Here is a 15,263-nt window from a genome sequence, read left to right as displayed (position 1 = left end):
GCTGGGGTTTCTTGAGAACGCCGGCCCATAGGGCTGGCGCCGTCGCGGCAAACTCACTCGACGGTACTGTCAGGCTCCCCACCTTCGGCATCGGTAGCAGCGCCACCTTCAGCATCGACACTCTCTTCGATCTCTTCGTCGGCTTGCGGCTCTGAAATCCGCTCCACCGAAACGACCTTCTCGCCCTCTGCGGTATTAAAGATCGTAACGCCCTTGGTGGCGCGGCTGGCAAAACGAATGCCGTTGACCGGGACGCGGATGACGGTGCCGCCATCCGAAACCAGCATGATCTGATCGTCATTGCCGACCGGGAAAGTCGCCACCAGGCGGCCGATTTCGGCCGTTTTCGACACGTCGGTGGCGCGGATACCCTTGCCGCCACGGCCGGTCAGACGGAAATCGTAGGACGACGAACGCTTGCCGTAGCCATATTCCGTAACCGTCAGCACGAACTGCTCATGTGCCTTGAGGAATTCGTAGCGCTCGTCGGAAAGCTCCGCCTCTTCGCCGACCTCCTCATTGGTAAGCTGGATTTCTTCCTCCTCACCGGCGGCAATGTCGACGACAAGCCGACGTTCAGCCACCACCCGCTTGAGGTAGGCGGCCCGCTCGGCCGGCGGCGCATCGACATGCTCGATCACCGCCATCGAGATCACCCGGTCGCCATCGGCCATGGCTATGCCGCGTACACCGACCGAATTGCGGCTCTGGAAGACGCGTACGTCGCTGACCGAAAAGCGAATGCACTGGCCGGAACTTGCCGTCAAAAGCACGTCGTCATTGTCGGTGCAGGTTTCGACGCCGAGGATCTCGTCGCCTTCCTCGTCCAGCTTCATGGCGATCTTGCCGTTGCGGTTGACCTGGACGAAGTCCGAAAGCTTGTTGCGACGCACCGTGCCGCGCGTGGTGGCGAACATCACGTCGAGCTCGCCCCAGCTCGTCTCATCCTCCGGCAGCGGCATGATGGTGGTGATGCGCTCGCCCTGTTCGAGCGGCAGCATGTTGATCAGCGCCTTACCGCGCGATTGCGGGTTGCCGATCGGGAGGCGCCAGACCTTTTCCTTGTAGACGATACCGCGTGAGGAGAAGAACAGCACCGGCGTGTGCGTGTTGGCGACGAACAGCCGGGTGACGAAATCCTCGTCCTTGGTCGACATGCCGGAGCGGCCCTTGCCGCCGCGGCGCTGCGCCCGGTAGAGCGACAGCGGCACGCGCTTGATGTAGCCGGAATGGCTGACGGTGACGACCATGTCCTCGCGCTGGATGAGGTCCTCGTCTTCCATGTCGGCCCCGCCCTCGGCGAGCTCGGTGCGGCGCGGTGTGCCGAACTCGTCGCGCACGGCGATGAGTTCGTCCTTGACGATCTGCTGGATGCGGGCGCGGGACGACAGGATGTCCAGGTAATCCTTGATCTCGTCGCCGATCGTATTCAGCTCGTCCGCGATCTCGTCGCGGCCGAGCGCGGTCAGGCGCTGCAGGCGCAGTTCGAGGATGGCGCGGGCCTGCTCCTCGGAGAGATTGTAGGTTCCGTCCTCGTTGATGCGATGGCGCGGATCGTCGATCAACAGAATCAGCGATTCCACGTCGCCCGAAGGCCAGCGCCGCTCCATCAACTGCTCGCGCGCCGTCTGCGGGTCCGGCGCCGTGCGGATCAGCTTGATGACTTCATCGATGTTGGCAACAGCAATGGCAAGGCCGACCAGCACATGGGCGCGGTCGCGCGCCTTGCGCAGCAGGAATTTCGTGCGCCGGCTGATCACCTCCTCACGGAAGGCGACGAACGCCTTCAGCATGTCGGTCAGCGTCAGCAATTCCGGCTTGCCGCCGTTCAGCGCCACCATATTGGCGCCGAAGGACGTCTGCAGCGGGGTGAAGCGGTAAAGCTGGTTGAGGATGACATCGGCGACGGCGTCGCGCTTCAGTTCGATAACGACGCGGTAACCCTGGCGGTCGCTCTCGTCGCGAATGTCGGAAATGCCCTCGATGCGCTTATCGCGCACCAGCTCGGCCATCTTCTCGATCATCGACGCCTTGTTCACCTGGTAGGGAACCTCGGTGATGACAATCGATTCACGGTCGTTGCCGCGTGGCTCGACGTTGACGCGGCCGCGCATGACGATGGAACCGCGGCCTGTCGAATAGGCGCTGTAGATGCCGGAGCGGCCAAGCACGATGCCGCCGGTCGGGAAATCCGGTCCAGGAATGATCTCCATCAGCGCCGGCAGGTCGATCGCCGGATTGTCGATGAGGGCAATGGCGCCGTTGCAGACCTCGCCCAGATTGTGCGGCGGGATGTTGGTGGCCATGCCGACGGCGATACCGCCGGAGCCGTTGACCAACAGGTTCGGGAAGCGCGCCGGCAGGACTTTCGGTTCGCTGCCCGACGCATCGTAAGTGTCCTGGAAATCGACGGTGTCCTTGTCGATGTCTTCCAGCAACTCATGCGCGACCTTGGTCAGCCGCGATTCCGTGTAGCGCATCGCCGCCGGCGGATCGCCGTCGATCGAGCCGAAATTGCCCTGCCCGTCGATCAGCGGAACGCGCAGCGACCAATCCTGCGCCATGCGCACCAAAGCGTCATAGATCGAGGCGTCGCCATGCGGATGGTATTTACCCATCACGTCGGCGACCGGGCGTGCCGATTTCACATATTTGCGGTTCCAGTGATAGCCGCTCTCATAGGCGGCGTAGAGGATGCGGCGATGCACCGGCTTGAGGCCGTCGCGCACGTCCGGCAGCGCACGGCTGACGATTACGCTCATGGCGTAATCGAGATAGGAGCGCTGCATCTCCTCGATGATGGATATCGGCTCGATGCCGGTGGGGCCGCCGTCGGCGCCGCGCGGTGTCTTTTGGTCGGTCAAATCGGATCACAATCTAATCAGGAATCACTTGGTGCTTATATAGGAAGCCGGCCCGAAACTCCAATAATCGCGGCAGTTTTCCAGTGTCGTTTTTAGCGGCAAATTCAAAAGGATACACCAATTGCGACGATATGGCCGTGGCACCCTTTCACGAGCGTCGCCGGCGGGCGCGATAAGTTCCCGGCGTCTCGCCCATCAGCCGCCGGAAACGGCGGTTGAAGGTTGATAGATCGTTGAATCCCGCCGCAAAGGCGATCGCCGAGATCGCCTGATCTGACGTCCGCAGCCGCACGGCTGCCCTGTGCAGCCGCGCTCTCAGCAGGAACTGATAGGGCGTCATGCCGGCAACGTGCCGGAAGGTGCGCAGGAAATGGTAAGGGCTGGTGGCGGTCTCGTCGGCGAGTTCGGCAAGCGAGATCGGCCGGTCGGCATCGATTTCGATGCGGCGCACCGCTTCGGCGACACGCTTCTGGTCACGGCGACTTGGCGCCCGTCCCCGATCCGTATCGCCGCAAGCCGCTGTCACGGCTGCGCCGGCAATGCGCAGGGCGAGTTCCTCGAACGCGCCGGTGTCGGCCATCTCGCGCGCCGCCTCCGCTTCGGCGAGCAGCGGCACCAGCGCCGACAAAGGCGGCAGGCGCGGCATGCTGAAATCAAGCTGCTTTGCGCCCGCGTCGGCGACGATCCGCTCCATATAGGCCAGTCCGAAATGGAAGGAGAGGCAGCGGTCGCCGGTGCCATGCTCATGCCCGCATTCGTAGCAGGTGCCGGGATTGCCGAGCAGGAGCGCGCCCGGCGCCAGCATCGCCGTGCCCTGGCGCGCACGATAGCGGAACGTGCCGCTGGTCACGGCGGCGACGCAGAAATCCCGATGCTCCTCCTCGAATGGCCTGTCGGCGGCACTAGCGATGCAGACGACATCCAACACCTGCCAGCCTCGGCCCGACGCCAGCCTATGCGCGCTCGTCGTCATCGCCGAAACATAGCAATTTTTCCCAAGCGCAGAACCCCGGTCGGCCTCTATGCTTACCGGTCTCCTGACAAGATGAGAGCGAAGCCATGTCCAATTCCTTTGCCAAGGCCCTGCACAGCGATAGGCCCGTACCGGCCCTTGCCGAGAAACTGAACCTTTATGGCCGCTTCGTCGGCGCCTGGACGTTCGACGCCACGCGCCATCTCGAGGACGGCCAGGTGCTGACCGGGCGCGGCGAAGTGCATTTCGGCTGGGTGCTCGAGGGCCGCGCGATCCAGGACGTATGGATCCTGCCCGCTCGCGACGCCGGCCCCTCGCCGTCGCTCGGCAAATGGACCTTCTATGGCACGACGTTGCGCGTCTATGACTCAGGCGTCGACGCCTGGCACATCTTCTGGAGCGACCCGCGCAACCAGTATTACAGCCGCCAGCTGGGCCGCGTCGAAGGCGACACGATCGTCCAATTGGGCGCAGACGGCACCGGCGCTTCGGTACGCTGGAGCTTTTCCCGGATGACCGGAGATTCCTTCCGCTGGCTGGGCGAGCGCTCGTATGACGACGGCGCCACCTGGCGTGTCGAAGTCGAGTTTCTGGCGCGGCGCGCCGCCAGCCCCTGATCCGCACGGTTTCCACTGGCACCGCTTTGCTCTACCAATCCCGTTATCCGGCATTGCCGGCGGGGAGGGTCAGCATGCCGAGCTTCGACAGCCTGTTCAACGCCTTCGTCACCATACTGGTGACGATCGATCCGCCCGGCCTGGCGCCGCTCTTCCTCGCCGTGACCCGCGGCATGAACCGCGAGGAGCGCAACCAGGTCTCCGTGCGCGCCTCGGTCATCGCCTTCCTGGTGATGGCGTTGTTCGCAGTCGCCGGCGCGTCGATCCTGTCAGTCTTCGGCATCACCCTGCCGGCCTTCCGCGTCGCCGGCGGCTTTCTGCTGTTCTTCATCGCCTTCGAAATGGTGTTCGAGCGCCGGCAGGACCGCAAGGAGAAGATCGGCGATGTCGCCATCACCAGGGACATGATCCACAACATCGCCGCCTTTCCGCTGGCGATCCCGCTTATTGCGGGTCCCGGCGCGATTTCGGCGACCGTCCTGCTCTCAAGCTCGTTTCAGGGTTTTAGCGCGCAGACAGCACTTGTCGGCATCATCGCGATCTGCCTTGTCATCACCTACCTGGTGTTCGTGCTGTCAGAGCGCATCGACCGTATCCTCGGCCAGACCGGCCGTTCGATCCTCACGCGGCTGCTTGGCGTCATACTGGCGGCGCTCGCCGTGCAGTTCGTCGCCGACGGCATCAAGGCACTGATGGCGACGTAGGAACCGCCCTACTTCGCCGTCTCGATCACTTCGAAGTCATGGGTGATCACGGCGGTCTTGGCCATCATTGCCGAGGCCGAGCAGTATTTCTCGATCGAAAGCTCGATCGCGCGCTTTACCTTGTCGTGCGACAGCGCCCGGCCCTTGACGACGAAATGCATGTGGATGCGGGTGAACACCTTGGGATCGGCTTCTGCACGGTCGGCATCGAGTTCGACGACGCAATCTTCGACCGCCTCGCGCCCCTTTTCCAGGATATGGACCACGTCATAAGCCGAACAGCCGCCGGTGCCGATCAGCACCAGCTCCATTGGGCTCGGCCCCGGCGTCTTGCCCTCCGGCCCGAACGCAGTGCCTAGCACCAGCTTGTGCCCACTGGCGGACTCGCCGACGAAAGTGCGCTCCTCGACCCATGTGACCCTTGCTTTCACTGATCCGTCCTTTCACCGCTCAAACGCACAACGTCCCGAAAATCCAAGACAGATTTTCGGGACGCCATTTCGTGGCCAAGGTGCTGGCGCTTTTCGCCGCAAGGGCAGTCCGCCCCGAGAAATCAGAACGGGATTTCGTCGTCCAGTTCGCGCGACGAACCACCGCCGGTGCCCTTGTTGGCGCCACCGCGATTGAAACTTTCGCCCGGGCCGGACTGGCCGAAATCGGACCCGCGGCTGGCACCACCACCGGCATAGTTGCCGACCTGGCCGCCGCCCTCGCCCCGTGCATCGAGCATCTGCAGCTCGCCGCGGAATTTCTGCAGCACGATTTCGGTCGTATAGCGGTCATTGCCGGTTTGGTCCTGCCACTTGCGCGTCTGCAACTGGCCCTCGACGTAGACTTTCATGCCCTTCTTCAGATACTGCTCGGCCACCTTGGCGATCTGATCGTTGAAGATCACGACATTGTGCCACTCGGTCTTTTCCTTGCGCTCTCCGGACGTCTTGTCGCGCCAGCTTTCCGACGTCGCGATGCGGATGTTGACAACCGGGTCACCCGAATTCAGGCGGCGGATTTCAGGGTCCGCCCCGAGGTTGCCCACCAGAATGACCTTGTTGACGCTACCCGCCATGATACTTCTCCGCGCTCATCCGAAACCAGATTTCTGTCGCTGCACCTTACAGGCAATGGATAAGCCCTGCCTGCCGTCGCTGCCTTTTCCCACAACGTTTTTGTTCTCTTTTCGTTCTATAGTACAGGCCCTGCACTGTCAATAGTTGTCAGTAAGAAGTAGTGTCTTGGCGTCGAATTTCCACAGACCATGGGATCGAGGCGAACGCATGAAGACGGTCGCGCATGACGATCAGCCGCAAGAAGAATGGCGGGCGGGGGTAAAGACCCGAATGCATGTCTCGGCCCGCAACGGCGCAACTCAACTTTGCATATTCGAACAATGGGTCGAACCAGCGGTTGGCGCCCCGACACATTGGCACCCGGTCGAGGAAGTGCTTACCGTCATCGCTGGCAAGGCCGAGATGTGGATCGACGAAGAGCATGTCGTCTTGACTGCCGGACAGTCGCTTGTTGTTGCCGCGCGCAGGCGACATGGCTTCCGAAACGTCGGCTCCGAAATGCTTCATATCCATGCCGTGCTCGCGTCACCAGTTTTCGAGGCGACGTTCAACGGATCCCCTGACATGGTGAGACGCTGGCTTCCAGCGAGTTTGTAAAACCTCGCCCGTCTTAAAAAACACCGCCTGTCTTAAAAACACGGCTTGCCAAACCGATAAGTATCGACTTATGCTTTTGACATGATCGAAGCAGAGATTTTTCGGGCACTGGCCGATCCGACGCGTCGCGCCGTCTATGAGCGGCTCGCCGGCGGCGAGATGACGGTGTCGGAACTGCGCACTGGCATGCCGGTATCGCAGCCGGCGGTATCGCAACACCTCGCCGTGCTGCGCGGCGCCGGCCTCGTGGTCGAGCGCCGGGCCGGTCGCAACGCCTATTACCGCGCCGATCCGAAGGGGCTTGCGCCACTGCTCGGCTGGATCGAACGCTACCGCGCGTTCTGGCCAGAGCGCATCGAAAGGCTCAAGACGGTTTTGAAGGACATGGACCAATGACCAGCCGAGGCAAAGAACGCGCGGAAATGGCGGCAGACAAGATCGAGTTCGAGTGCGAGCTGCCGGAGCCGCCGGAAAAGGTGTGGCGGGCGCTGACGGTGCCGGACCTGCTCGCGGCCTGGATGATGCCGAACGACATTGAACCAAAGATCGGTAGCCGCTTTGCCTTTAAAGCGCCGGAGGCGCCGATCGAATGCGAAATCCTCGACGCCGATCCCGGACGGCTGCTGCGCTATTCCTGGCGGGAACGGCCGGCGCCCGGCGATACGCAGGCGCCGCCCGGCAGCCCGGTGGACAGCCCAATGGACGACAGCCCGGTGGACAGCATCGTCACCTTTACGCTCGATCGCACCGTTTCCGGCGGCACGCATCTGCGCATCGTCCATGATGGTTTTGCTCGGGCAGCGATGCCGGAGATCGCGATGGCAGGCGCCGGCTGTCGGCTTTCGTTTGAAGCGCGCAATCCCAGGCACAAGCAGATCGCCGCCAACATCCCGCGCCTCTTCCTGCGCGCGGCCTGAACGACAATAGTCAACGGAGAGAAACGATGAGCGGCCTTGCCAATCTGGTGCCGATGGTGATCGAGCAGTCGAGCCGCGGCGAACGCGCCTTCGACATATTTTCGCGGCTGCTGCGCGAGCGCATCGTCTTCATCAACGGCCCGATCGACGACGGCACCTCGGCGCTGGTCTGCGCCCAGCTTCTGTCGCTGGAATCCGACAATCCCGACAAGGAGGTCTCGCTCTACATCAACTCGCCGGGCGGCGTGGTGACCAGCGGTTTCGCCATCTACGACACGATGCAGTACATCAGCTGCCCGGTCTCCACCGTTTGTATGGGCTTCGCCGCCTCGATGGCCTCGTTCCTCTTGATGGCGGGCACGCCGGGGCGGCGCATCGCATTGCCCAACGCCAGCATCGTGCTGCATCAGCCTCTCGGCGGTTTCCAGGGCCAGGCCTCCGACATCCAGCGCCATGCCGAGGGCATCCTTCGCACCAAGCGGCGCATGACCGATCTTTACGCCCAGCATTGCGGCCGCACCTACGAAGAAGTGGAACGCACGCTCGACCGCGACTTTTTCATGACCGCGCAGGAGGCCAAGGATTGGGGCCTCGTCGACCATGTTTTCGACACTCGCAAACAGGCCGCGTGAAGCACCTTCGAAGCGATATAAGGGCCGGCAACTTTCAGCGCCGCCGGTCTGGCTTCGGCGCTATCGCCGCACTATAGTCAGGTGATGACCGCCAGCCGTTCACCCAGCCTATACCTTGCCATTGCCGCCATTGCGGGCACGAACATGCTGGTGGGCACGGCATTTGCCCAAGATAATTCGACGTCGGCGCAAAGGGGCGCCCTGCCCGGTGTGACCAGCGACTATCGCATCGCCGAGCCAGCGCTGCAGCCCGAGCCCGACGGGGCGGTTCCCAGCAGCGGCTACGGCACATTCAAGATCGGCGATACCGAAGTTCGGATTTCCGGTAGCATCACCATCGATGTCGCCACCGGCGGGATCAGGCCTCCCAGCCGCTAAGTTCGCCTGGTATGCACCACAAATGTGCGCTTCAAACGAACAGCCCCGCCATTGCTTGTGCAACTGACGGGGCTTCTTGGATCTAAAATCCAAATTGCCGGGAGTGTACTGCCGGCTTTTTATTTCGGATGCTTCGCGGCATTCAGCCGACGATCCGACTAGCAGTCTCTGATTGTTGTGGGGATCGGCAGGTCAACGTTGGCAGGTAGCGCTAAACGCCTGACCTGGCTACTTATACCTGCCGCGGCTCCAGCGACACGTGGAGCCTCAAGGAACTATCCGGTGGAGTCATGCCTCTGCTCTCCTTCTGTTCGTTGCGACTGTCGTCGTCGAAGCGCTCATCGCATAACCCGCGGCGTCTCGCTGGCTAGCCCCAGGCCGCGAGGCCATCGAAAGACGGCCGGCTTCGTTGACGTTTGGAGTCTGCCCCCGTGACCCATGGACGTCAACCTTGAATAGCCGATTACCGAAAAATGTGATCGCGAGACGCATTGTGAAGCCGGCTGTAGGGGCAGCTTTTGTCAGGAGCGTGTTCGGCCTTTGTTCTTTCCGCTTGCCCGTTCGCGCGAAAGGCGGTTAAACGCATTGGTCGAGAGTTGTGGCGTCTCTCGAAAAGGCGGCGAAATTACCTACATAGGGGGTGGTCGGGAAAACCCGCCCATCCCACGAATTCCAGATTCTGAGGCGGCGACCGGCGATGGCCGACCATAAATATCTCTCCATTCGCGGGGCACGCGAACACAATCTGAAGAATGTCGATCTCGACCTGCCGCGTGACAGCCTGATTGTCATGACCGGCCTGTCGGGGTCCGGCAAGTCGTCGCTTGCCTTCGACACCATCTATGCCGAAGGCCAGCGCCGCTATGTCGAGAGCCTTTCGGCCTACGCACGGCAATTCCTCGAGATGATGCAGAAGCCGGACGTCGACCAGATCGACGGCCTGTCGCCGGCCATCTCCATCGAGCAGAAGACCACCTCGAAGAACCCGCGCTCGACGGTCGGCACCGTCACCGAGATCTACGATTATATGCGGCTTTTGTTCGCCCGCGTCGGCATCCCCTATTCGCCGGCCACCGGCCTGCCGATCGAGAGCCAGACGGTTTCGCAGATGGTCGACCGGGTGCTTGCGGTCGAAGAGGGCACCCGGCTGTTCATCCTGGCACCGATGGTGCGCGGCCGCAAAGGCGAGTACCGCAAGGAACTGCTCGAGCTGCAGAAAAAGGGTTTTCAGCGCGTCAAGGTCGACGGCGTCTTCTACGAGATCGCCGACGTGCCGGCGCTGGACAAGAAGTACAAGCACGACATCGACGTCGTCGTCGACCGCATCGTCGTGCGCGGCGATCTGGCGACGCGGCTCGCCGATTCCATCGAGACTGCGCTGAAGCTGGCCGACGGGCTGGCGGTGGCGGAATTTGCCGACAAGCCGCTCGACGCCAGCCAGACCGGCGAGGATTCGGTCAACAAGTCGAAGAACGAGACGCATGAGCGCATGCTGTTCTCGGAAAAATTCGCCTGCCCGGTGTCCGGCTTCACCATTCCCGAGATCGAGCCCAGGCTGTTCTCGTTCAACAATCCGTTCGGCGCCTGCCCGACCTGTGACGGGCTCGGCAGCCAGCGCGCCATTGACGCCAGCCTGGTCGTGCCCGACGAGAATGTCTCGCTGCGTGCCGGCGCCGTCAGCCCGTGGGCGAAGTCGACCTCACCCTATTATGCGCAGACGCTGGAAGCGCTGGGCGTTGCCTATGGCTTCAAGCTCGGCGACAAGTTCAAGGATTTGAGCGAAGAGGCAAAGCAAGCCATCCTGCACGGCACTGGCGAGCGCGAAATCGCCTTCCAGTATGATGACGGGCTGCGCTCCTACAAGACGACCAAGACCTTCGAGGGCGTCATCCCCAATCTCGAGCGCCGCTGGAAGGAAACCGAATCCGCCTGGATGCGCGAGGAGATCGAGCGCTTCATGTCGGCCACGCCCTGCCCGGCCTGCCGCGGCTACCGGCTGAAGCCCGAGGCGCTCGCAGTCAAGATCGCCGGCAAGCACATTGGCGAGGTCACCGAGCTGTCGATCCGCAAGGCTGACCAGTGGTTCACCGATTTGCCTGCTTCGCTTAACGACAAGCAGAACGAGATCGCAGTGCGCGTGCTCAAGGAAATCCGCGAGCGGCTGCGCTTCCTCAACGATGTCGGTCTCGACTATCTGACGCTGTCGCGCAACTCCGGCACGCTGTCGGGCGGCGAGAGCCAGCGCATCCGCCTCGCTTCGCAGATCGGCTCCGGCCTGACCGGCGTGCTCTACGTGCTCGACGAGCCGTCGATCGGCCTGCATCAGCGCGACAATGCCCGCCTGCTCGACACGCTGAAGCATCTGCGCGACATCGGCAACACGGTCATCGTCGTCGAGCACGACGAGGATGCCATCCTGCATGCCGACTACGTCGTCGATATCGGCCCGGCCGCCGGCATCCATGGCGGTCACATCATCGCCCAGGGCACACCGCAGCAGATCATGGCGACTCCCGCCTCGATCACCGGCAAATATCTGTCGGGCGAGCTCGAAGTGGCGACGCCTGCGGTTCGGCGCGACGCGAAAAAGAACCGCCGGCTGAAGGTCGTCGGCGCGCGCGGCAACAATCTGAAGAACGTCACCGCTGAAATCCCGCTCGGCACGTTTACCGCCGTCACCGGCGTGTCCGGCGGCGGCAAGTCGACCTTCCTGATCGAGACCTTGTTCAAGGCGGCGTCACGCCGCATCATGGGCTCGCGTGAGCATCCTGCCGATCACGACCGCATCGAAGGGCTGGAATTCCTCGACAAGGTCATCGATATCGACCAGTCGCCGATCGGGCGCACCCCGCGCTCCAACCCTGCAACCTATACCGGCGCCTTCACGCCGATCCGCGACTGGTTCGCCGGCCTGCCGGAGGCCAAGGCGCGCGGCTACCAGCCGGGCCGTTTCTCGTTCAACGTCAAGGGCGGCCGCTGCGAGGCCTGCCAGGGCGACGGCGTCATCAAGATCGAGATGCATTTTCTGCCCGACGTCTATGTCACCTGTGATGTCTGCCACGGCAAGCGCTACAACCGCGAGACGCTCGACGTGCTGTTCAAGGGCAAGTCCATCGCCGACGTGCTCGACATGACGGTCGAGGAAGGCGTCGATTTCTTCGCCGCCGTGCCCGGCGTGCGCGACAAGCTGGAGACGCTGAAACGGGTCGGCCTCGGCTACATCCATGTTGGCCAGCAGGCGACGACTTTATCGGGCGGCGAAGCGCAGCGCGTCAAGCTCGCCAAGGAACTGTCGCGCAAGGCAACCGGCAAAACGCTCTACATCCTCGACGAACCGACCACCGGCCTGCATTTCCACGATGTCGCCAAGCTGCTTGAAGTGCTGCACGAGCTGGTCGACCAGGGCAACACGGTCGTCGTCATCGAGCACAATCTAGAGGTGATCAAGACCGCTGACTGGGTTCTCGATCTTGGCCCCGAAGGTGGTGACGGCGGCGGCGAGCTGGTGGCGTCCGGCACGCCGGAGGACATCGTTCGCGAAAAGCGCAGCTATACCGGGCAGTTCCTGAGGGAATTGCTGGAGCGGCGCCCCGGAGGCAAGCGCGAAGCGGCGGAGTGATGGCAAAGAACGGTCTCATCACGGTCCAAAGCAGCTTCGGCGTGGCCGAAACCATCGATCGCCTCGTCGAGACTGTGGCACGTGCAGGATTGCTGGTCTTCGCCCGCATTGACCACGCCGCCGGTGCGCGCAATGTCGAAACATCACTGCGTCCAACCCAGCTCCTGATTTTCGGCAATCCCCAAGGCGGTACGCCACTGATGCAGGACCGGCAGCTTGCCGGCATCGATCTGCCGGTCAAGGCGCTGGCTTGGGAGGACGAGCAAGGCAAGGTCTGGCTCTCCTACAATGACGCACACTGGCTGGCGGAACGCCACGGCTTGGGCGACGCTAGTCGCAATGCCGTCGCTGCGATCGCCGCCGGCATGGACAAGGTGATTGCGGCCGCTGCCGGCGCGGGCCAGTTTTGATCATGAGAGCCGCTCGGGCCGATGATCTCCCTACGGTGATCTCGCTCACCACCGACGCCTACGCGCCCTACACTGCCCTGTTCGGAGCGCCGCCGATCCCCGTCACCGAGGACTATGCGCCGCGCATAGAACGCGGCGAGGTCTGGCTTTCGGAGCAGGACGGACAGCCGGCCGGCCTGATCGTTCTCGAACGGCACGATGACCACACAATGATCTTCAGCGTCGCCGTTGCGCCCGCCTTTCAAGGCAAGGGTTTCGGCATCGGGCTGCTCGACTGGGCCGAGCAACAGACGCGCCTGTGGAGCTTGCCTGAAATCCGACTCTACACCAATTCCAGAATAGAACGGAACGTTTCGTTGTATAAGGCCTACGGCTTTCGCGAAACGGGTCGCCGGCCCAATCCATATCGGCCAGGATGGACGGTCGTCGACATGGCGAAAGCCGTCGAGACGACCGCCATCGCGTGATCCTTTTCTGCAAACCGGGAGGACTACCATGACTCAATCAGGAACAATCCGCGCTGGCATGGGCGGCTGGACCTTCGAGCCCTGGGACACGTCCTTCTACCCGGACAAATTGTCGAAGGCCAAGCAGCTGAATTATGCCAGCCGGCAGGTGCCGACCATCGAGGTCAACGGCACCTATTATTCGAGCTTCAAGGAACCGACCTTCGTCAAATGGGCCAACGAGGCGCCGGATGGTTTCGTCTATTCGCTGAAGGGCAACCGCTTCGTCACCAACCGCCGCGTGCTCGGCGAAGCCGGCGAATCGATTATGCGCTTCCTCGGGTCGGGCGTCGCGGCACTTGGCGACAAGCTTGGGCCGATCCTGTGGCAGTTCGCGCCGACCAAGAAATTCGACCCGGACGACTTCGAGGCGTTCCTCAAGCTATTGCCGGAGAAGCAGGACGGCGTTGCGCTGCGCCACGCGGCCGAGGTGCGCAACGACAGCTTCGTCGTGCCCGAGTTCGCCGCCTTGGCACGCAAGCACAAGGTCGCGATCGTTTTTGCTGATCATGCTAAATATCCAGCGATTGCCGACGTCACCGGCGATTTCATCTATGCGCGCCTGCAGACCGGCAGCGACGACAATCCCGATTGCTATACGCCCAAGGCGCTCGATGAATGGGCGGCCCGCGCCAAGACTTGGGCGCAAGGCAAGGTACCGGCCGAGCTGCCGCGCGCCGATCCTTCGACCGACGCGCCGGTCAAGCCACGCGACGTGTTGGTCTACTTCATCACCGAGGGCAAGGTCCGCGCTCCATTCGGCGCCATCGCGCTGATGAAGCGGGTCGCAGGCTGACGCCCCGCTGTCGGCGGTCCGGCTGGCCGGCTCCTAGATTACCGGCTATGCGGCGCGCTCGTCCGGACGCCGATCAACCCTGACGATCTCGTTGAAAGCATCGAGATCGACATAGAAGACCTTGGTGATCTCCGCGATAAGTTCGTCGTGTTCATATCCCTGCGATTTCAGAATGTTGATGGCGGTTATGATGTCGACACGCTCCGTGAGCCGTCGTTTCTGGTAGTCCTCGACATAGCGCTCCATCGTCTGCCCCTGGCTCCCAAGCACACGAAATGTTGGACGACAACAGATCGCTGGAGGGAGCGGCTTGCGCGCAAGCGGCCCGCGCCTTCCCCTGATCTGCCAATTTGGAACTGGTACGGAAAGCGGCCGACTCACCAAGGCCAAGCAAAATCTAGCACGCAATCTTCGGCGCGCCAGAGTTGCAAAGTAATAGAAGCAATAAGAATTCAGACGGTCAGGAACTTCCGCACGTCCGCCCGGTCGAGATCCTCGGCGGGGCCGGTATGGACGATCTGGCCGCGGTCCATGATATTGACCTCGTCGGCCAATTCCCGGCAGAAATCGAGATACTGTTCGACCAAAAGCACGGCAATGCCGGCTTGGTCGCGCAGATAGCGGATGGCGCGGCCGATATCCTTGATGATCGACGGCTGGATGCCTTCGGTCGGCTCGTCGAGCACCAGCAGTTTCGGCCGCATCACCAGTGCCCTGCCGATGGCAAGCTGCTGCTGCTGGCCGCCGGACAGATCGCCGCCGCGGCGCGCGAGCATCTGCTTCAGCACCGGAAACAGCTCGAAGACGTGACCGGGAATGTTGCGGTCGGCGCGCTTCAGCGGCGCGAATCCCGATTCGAGGTTTTCCCGCACCGTAAGCAGTGGAAAGATCTCCCTGCCCTGCGGCACGAATGCGATGCCCGACCGGGCGCGATCATACGCCGCGCTCCGGTCGAGCGCCTTCCCCTCGAAGGCAACACTTCCGCTCGTCAGCCGGTGATGGCCGACGATCGATCTCATCAAACTGGTTTTGCCGACGCCGTTGCGGCCGAGCACACAGGTGATCTTGCCGGCGCCGGCCTTTAGCGAGACGCCGCGCAGCGCCTGGGCGGCGCCGTAATGCAGCGTGGCATTGGAGACTTCGAGCATGGTCAGCGCTTTCTCCAACGCCTGAAAAACGAAAG

General features: G+C 62.6%; 17 protein-coding genes. 11 read left to right on the top strand and 6 right to left on the bottom strand.

Translation table 11 applies throughout. The annotated features are described in order from the left end of the window. Window positions 1–53: 53 nt before the first annotated feature. Together gyrA and NKJ93_RS01140 are read right to left on the bottom strand one after the other, a co-directional pair. Window positions 54–2,864, bottom strand: coding sequence for a DNA gyrase subunit A (gene gyrA, locus NKJ93_RS01145; protein ID WP_352482256.1), 2,811 nt, complete (start codon window positions 2,862–2,864; stop codon window positions 54–56). A 148-nt stretch (window positions 2,865–3,012) separates the two neighbouring features. Beyond that, on the bottom strand, window positions 3,013–3,837 hold the full coding sequence (locus NKJ93_RS01140; RefSeq protein ID WP_352587092.1) for a helix-turn-helix transcriptional regulator: 825 nt from the start codon (window positions 3,835–3,837) through the stop codon (window positions 3,013–3,015). A gap of 86 nt (window positions 3,838–3,923) precedes the next feature. Between NKJ93_RS01140 and NKJ93_RS01135 the strand changes: the two genes are divergently transcribed. Together NKJ93_RS01135 and NKJ93_RS01130 are read left to right on the top strand one after the other, a co-directional pair. Beyond that, a complete protein-coding gene (locus NKJ93_RS01135) occupies window positions 3,924–4,454 on the top strand; it encodes a hypothetical protein (RefSeq protein ID WP_352587089.1) in 531 nt (176 codons plus the stop codon). Window positions 4,455–4,528: 74 nt separating this feature from the next. Further along, window positions 4,529–5,158 (top strand): MarC family protein, encoded by a 630-nt coding sequence (locus NKJ93_RS01130; RefSeq protein ID WP_023717795.1) that lies wholly within the window; start codon window positions 4,529–4,531, stop codon window positions 5,156–5,158. Between the two features lie 8 nt (window positions 5,159–5,166). Here the strand turns inward: NKJ93_RS01130 and NKJ93_RS01125 are convergent, their stop codons facing one another. Together NKJ93_RS01125 and NKJ93_RS01120 are read right to left on the bottom strand one after the other, a co-directional pair. Further along, window positions 5,167–5,589, bottom strand: coding sequence for an OsmC family protein (locus NKJ93_RS01125; RefSeq protein WP_023717796.1), 423 nt, complete (start codon window positions 5,587–5,589; stop codon window positions 5,167–5,169). A gap of 122 nt (window positions 5,590–5,711) precedes the next feature. Further along, complete coding sequence (locus NKJ93_RS01120; RefSeq protein WP_023717797.1) at window positions 5,712–6,224, bottom strand: single-stranded DNA-binding protein; 513 nt, start codon at window positions 6,222–6,224, stop codon at window positions 5,712–5,714. Between the two features lie 208 nt (window positions 6,225–6,432). Here NKJ93_RS01120 and NKJ93_RS01115 point away from each other — a divergent pair, with 208 nt between their 5' ends. The 9 genes from NKJ93_RS01115 to NKJ93_RS01075 all read left to right on the top strand — a co-directional run bounded on the left by NKJ93_RS01115 (window position 6,433) and on the right by NKJ93_RS01075 (window position 14,080). Next, window positions 6,433–6,822 (top strand): cupin domain-containing protein, encoded by a 390-nt coding sequence (locus NKJ93_RS01115; RefSeq protein WP_352587086.1) that lies wholly within the window; start codon window positions 6,433–6,435, stop codon window positions 6,820–6,822. An 81-nt stretch (window positions 6,823–6,903) separates the two neighbouring features. Next, window positions 6,904–7,218 (top strand): ArsR/SmtB family transcription factor, encoded by a 315-nt coding sequence (locus NKJ93_RS01110; RefSeq protein ID WP_023717799.1) that lies wholly within the window; start codon window positions 6,904–6,906, stop codon window positions 7,216–7,218. Further along, window positions 7,215–7,739 (top strand): SRPBCC family protein, encoded by a 525-nt coding sequence (locus tag NKJ93_RS01105; protein ID WP_023717800.1) that lies wholly within the window; start codon window positions 7,215–7,217, stop codon window positions 7,737–7,739. The genes NKJ93_RS01110 and NKJ93_RS01105 overlap by 4 nt, the downstream gene beginning before the upstream one ends. Before the next feature lie 26 nt (window positions 7,740–7,765). Beyond that, a complete protein-coding gene (locus NKJ93_RS01100) occupies window positions 7,766–8,371 on the top strand; it encodes an ATP-dependent Clp protease proteolytic subunit (RefSeq protein ID WP_352482251.1) in 606 nt (201 codons plus the stop codon). Window positions 8,372–8,455: 84 nt separating this feature from the next. Further along, window positions 8,456–8,749: a hypothetical protein gene (locus NKJ93_RS01095; RefSeq protein ID WP_352587084.1), complete on the top strand. Its 294-nt coding sequence runs from the start codon at window positions 8,456–8,458 to the stop codon at window positions 8,747–8,749. A gap of 697 nt (window positions 8,750–9,446) precedes the next feature. Then, the gene (uvrA, locus tag NKJ93_RS01090) at window positions 9,447–12,368 is read left to right on the top strand and encodes an excinuclease ABC subunit UvrA (RefSeq protein WP_352587081.1); all 2,922 of its coding nucleotides are present in this window, start codon (window positions 9,447–9,449) and stop codon (window positions 12,366–12,368) included. Continuing rightward, window positions 12,368–12,778: a DUF302 domain-containing protein gene (locus NKJ93_RS01085; protein WP_352587078.1), complete on the top strand. Its 411-nt coding sequence runs from the start codon at window positions 12,368–12,370 to the stop codon at window positions 12,776–12,778. The genes uvrA and NKJ93_RS01085 overlap by 1 nt, the downstream gene beginning before the upstream one ends. After that, window positions 12,775–13,245 (top strand): GNAT family N-acetyltransferase, encoded by a 471-nt coding sequence (locus NKJ93_RS01080; protein WP_352587075.1) that lies wholly within the window; start codon window positions 12,775–12,777, stop codon window positions 13,243–13,245. Before NKJ93_RS01085 ends, NKJ93_RS01080 begins: the two co-directional genes overlap by 4 nt. A gap of 28 nt (window positions 13,246–13,273) precedes the next feature. Beyond that, a complete protein-coding gene (locus NKJ93_RS01075) occupies window positions 13,274–14,080 on the top strand; it encodes a DUF72 domain-containing protein (RefSeq protein WP_352587072.1) in 807 nt (268 codons plus the stop codon). Window positions 14,081–14,125: 45 nt separating this feature from the next. On the opposite strand, the gene NKJ93_RS01070 is transcribed toward NKJ93_RS01075, so the two are convergent. Then, window positions 14,126–14,326, bottom strand: a complete 201-nt coding sequence (locus tag NKJ93_RS01070) for a hypothetical protein (protein WP_023717807.1) — start codon at window positions 14,324–14,326, stop codon at window positions 14,126–14,128. Between the two features lie 206 nt (window positions 14,327–14,532). After that, the gene (gene urtE / locus NKJ93_RS01065) at window positions 14,533–15,228 is read right to left on the bottom strand and encodes an urea ABC transporter ATP-binding subunit UrtE (protein WP_126041867.1); all 696 of its coding nucleotides are present in this window, start codon (window positions 15,226–15,228) and stop codon (window positions 14,533–14,535) included. Between the last annotated feature and the right edge of the window lie 35 nt (window positions 15,229–15,263).

It is taken from the genome of Mesorhizobium sp. M0028 (genome assembly GCF_040323855.1).
Classification (GTDB): Bacteria; Pseudomonadota; Alphaproteobacteria; order Rhizobiales; family Rhizobiaceae; genus Mesorhizobium.
Note: the sequence above shows the minus strand (reverse complement) of the source record. Positions and strands in the feature narration are given on the sequence as shown.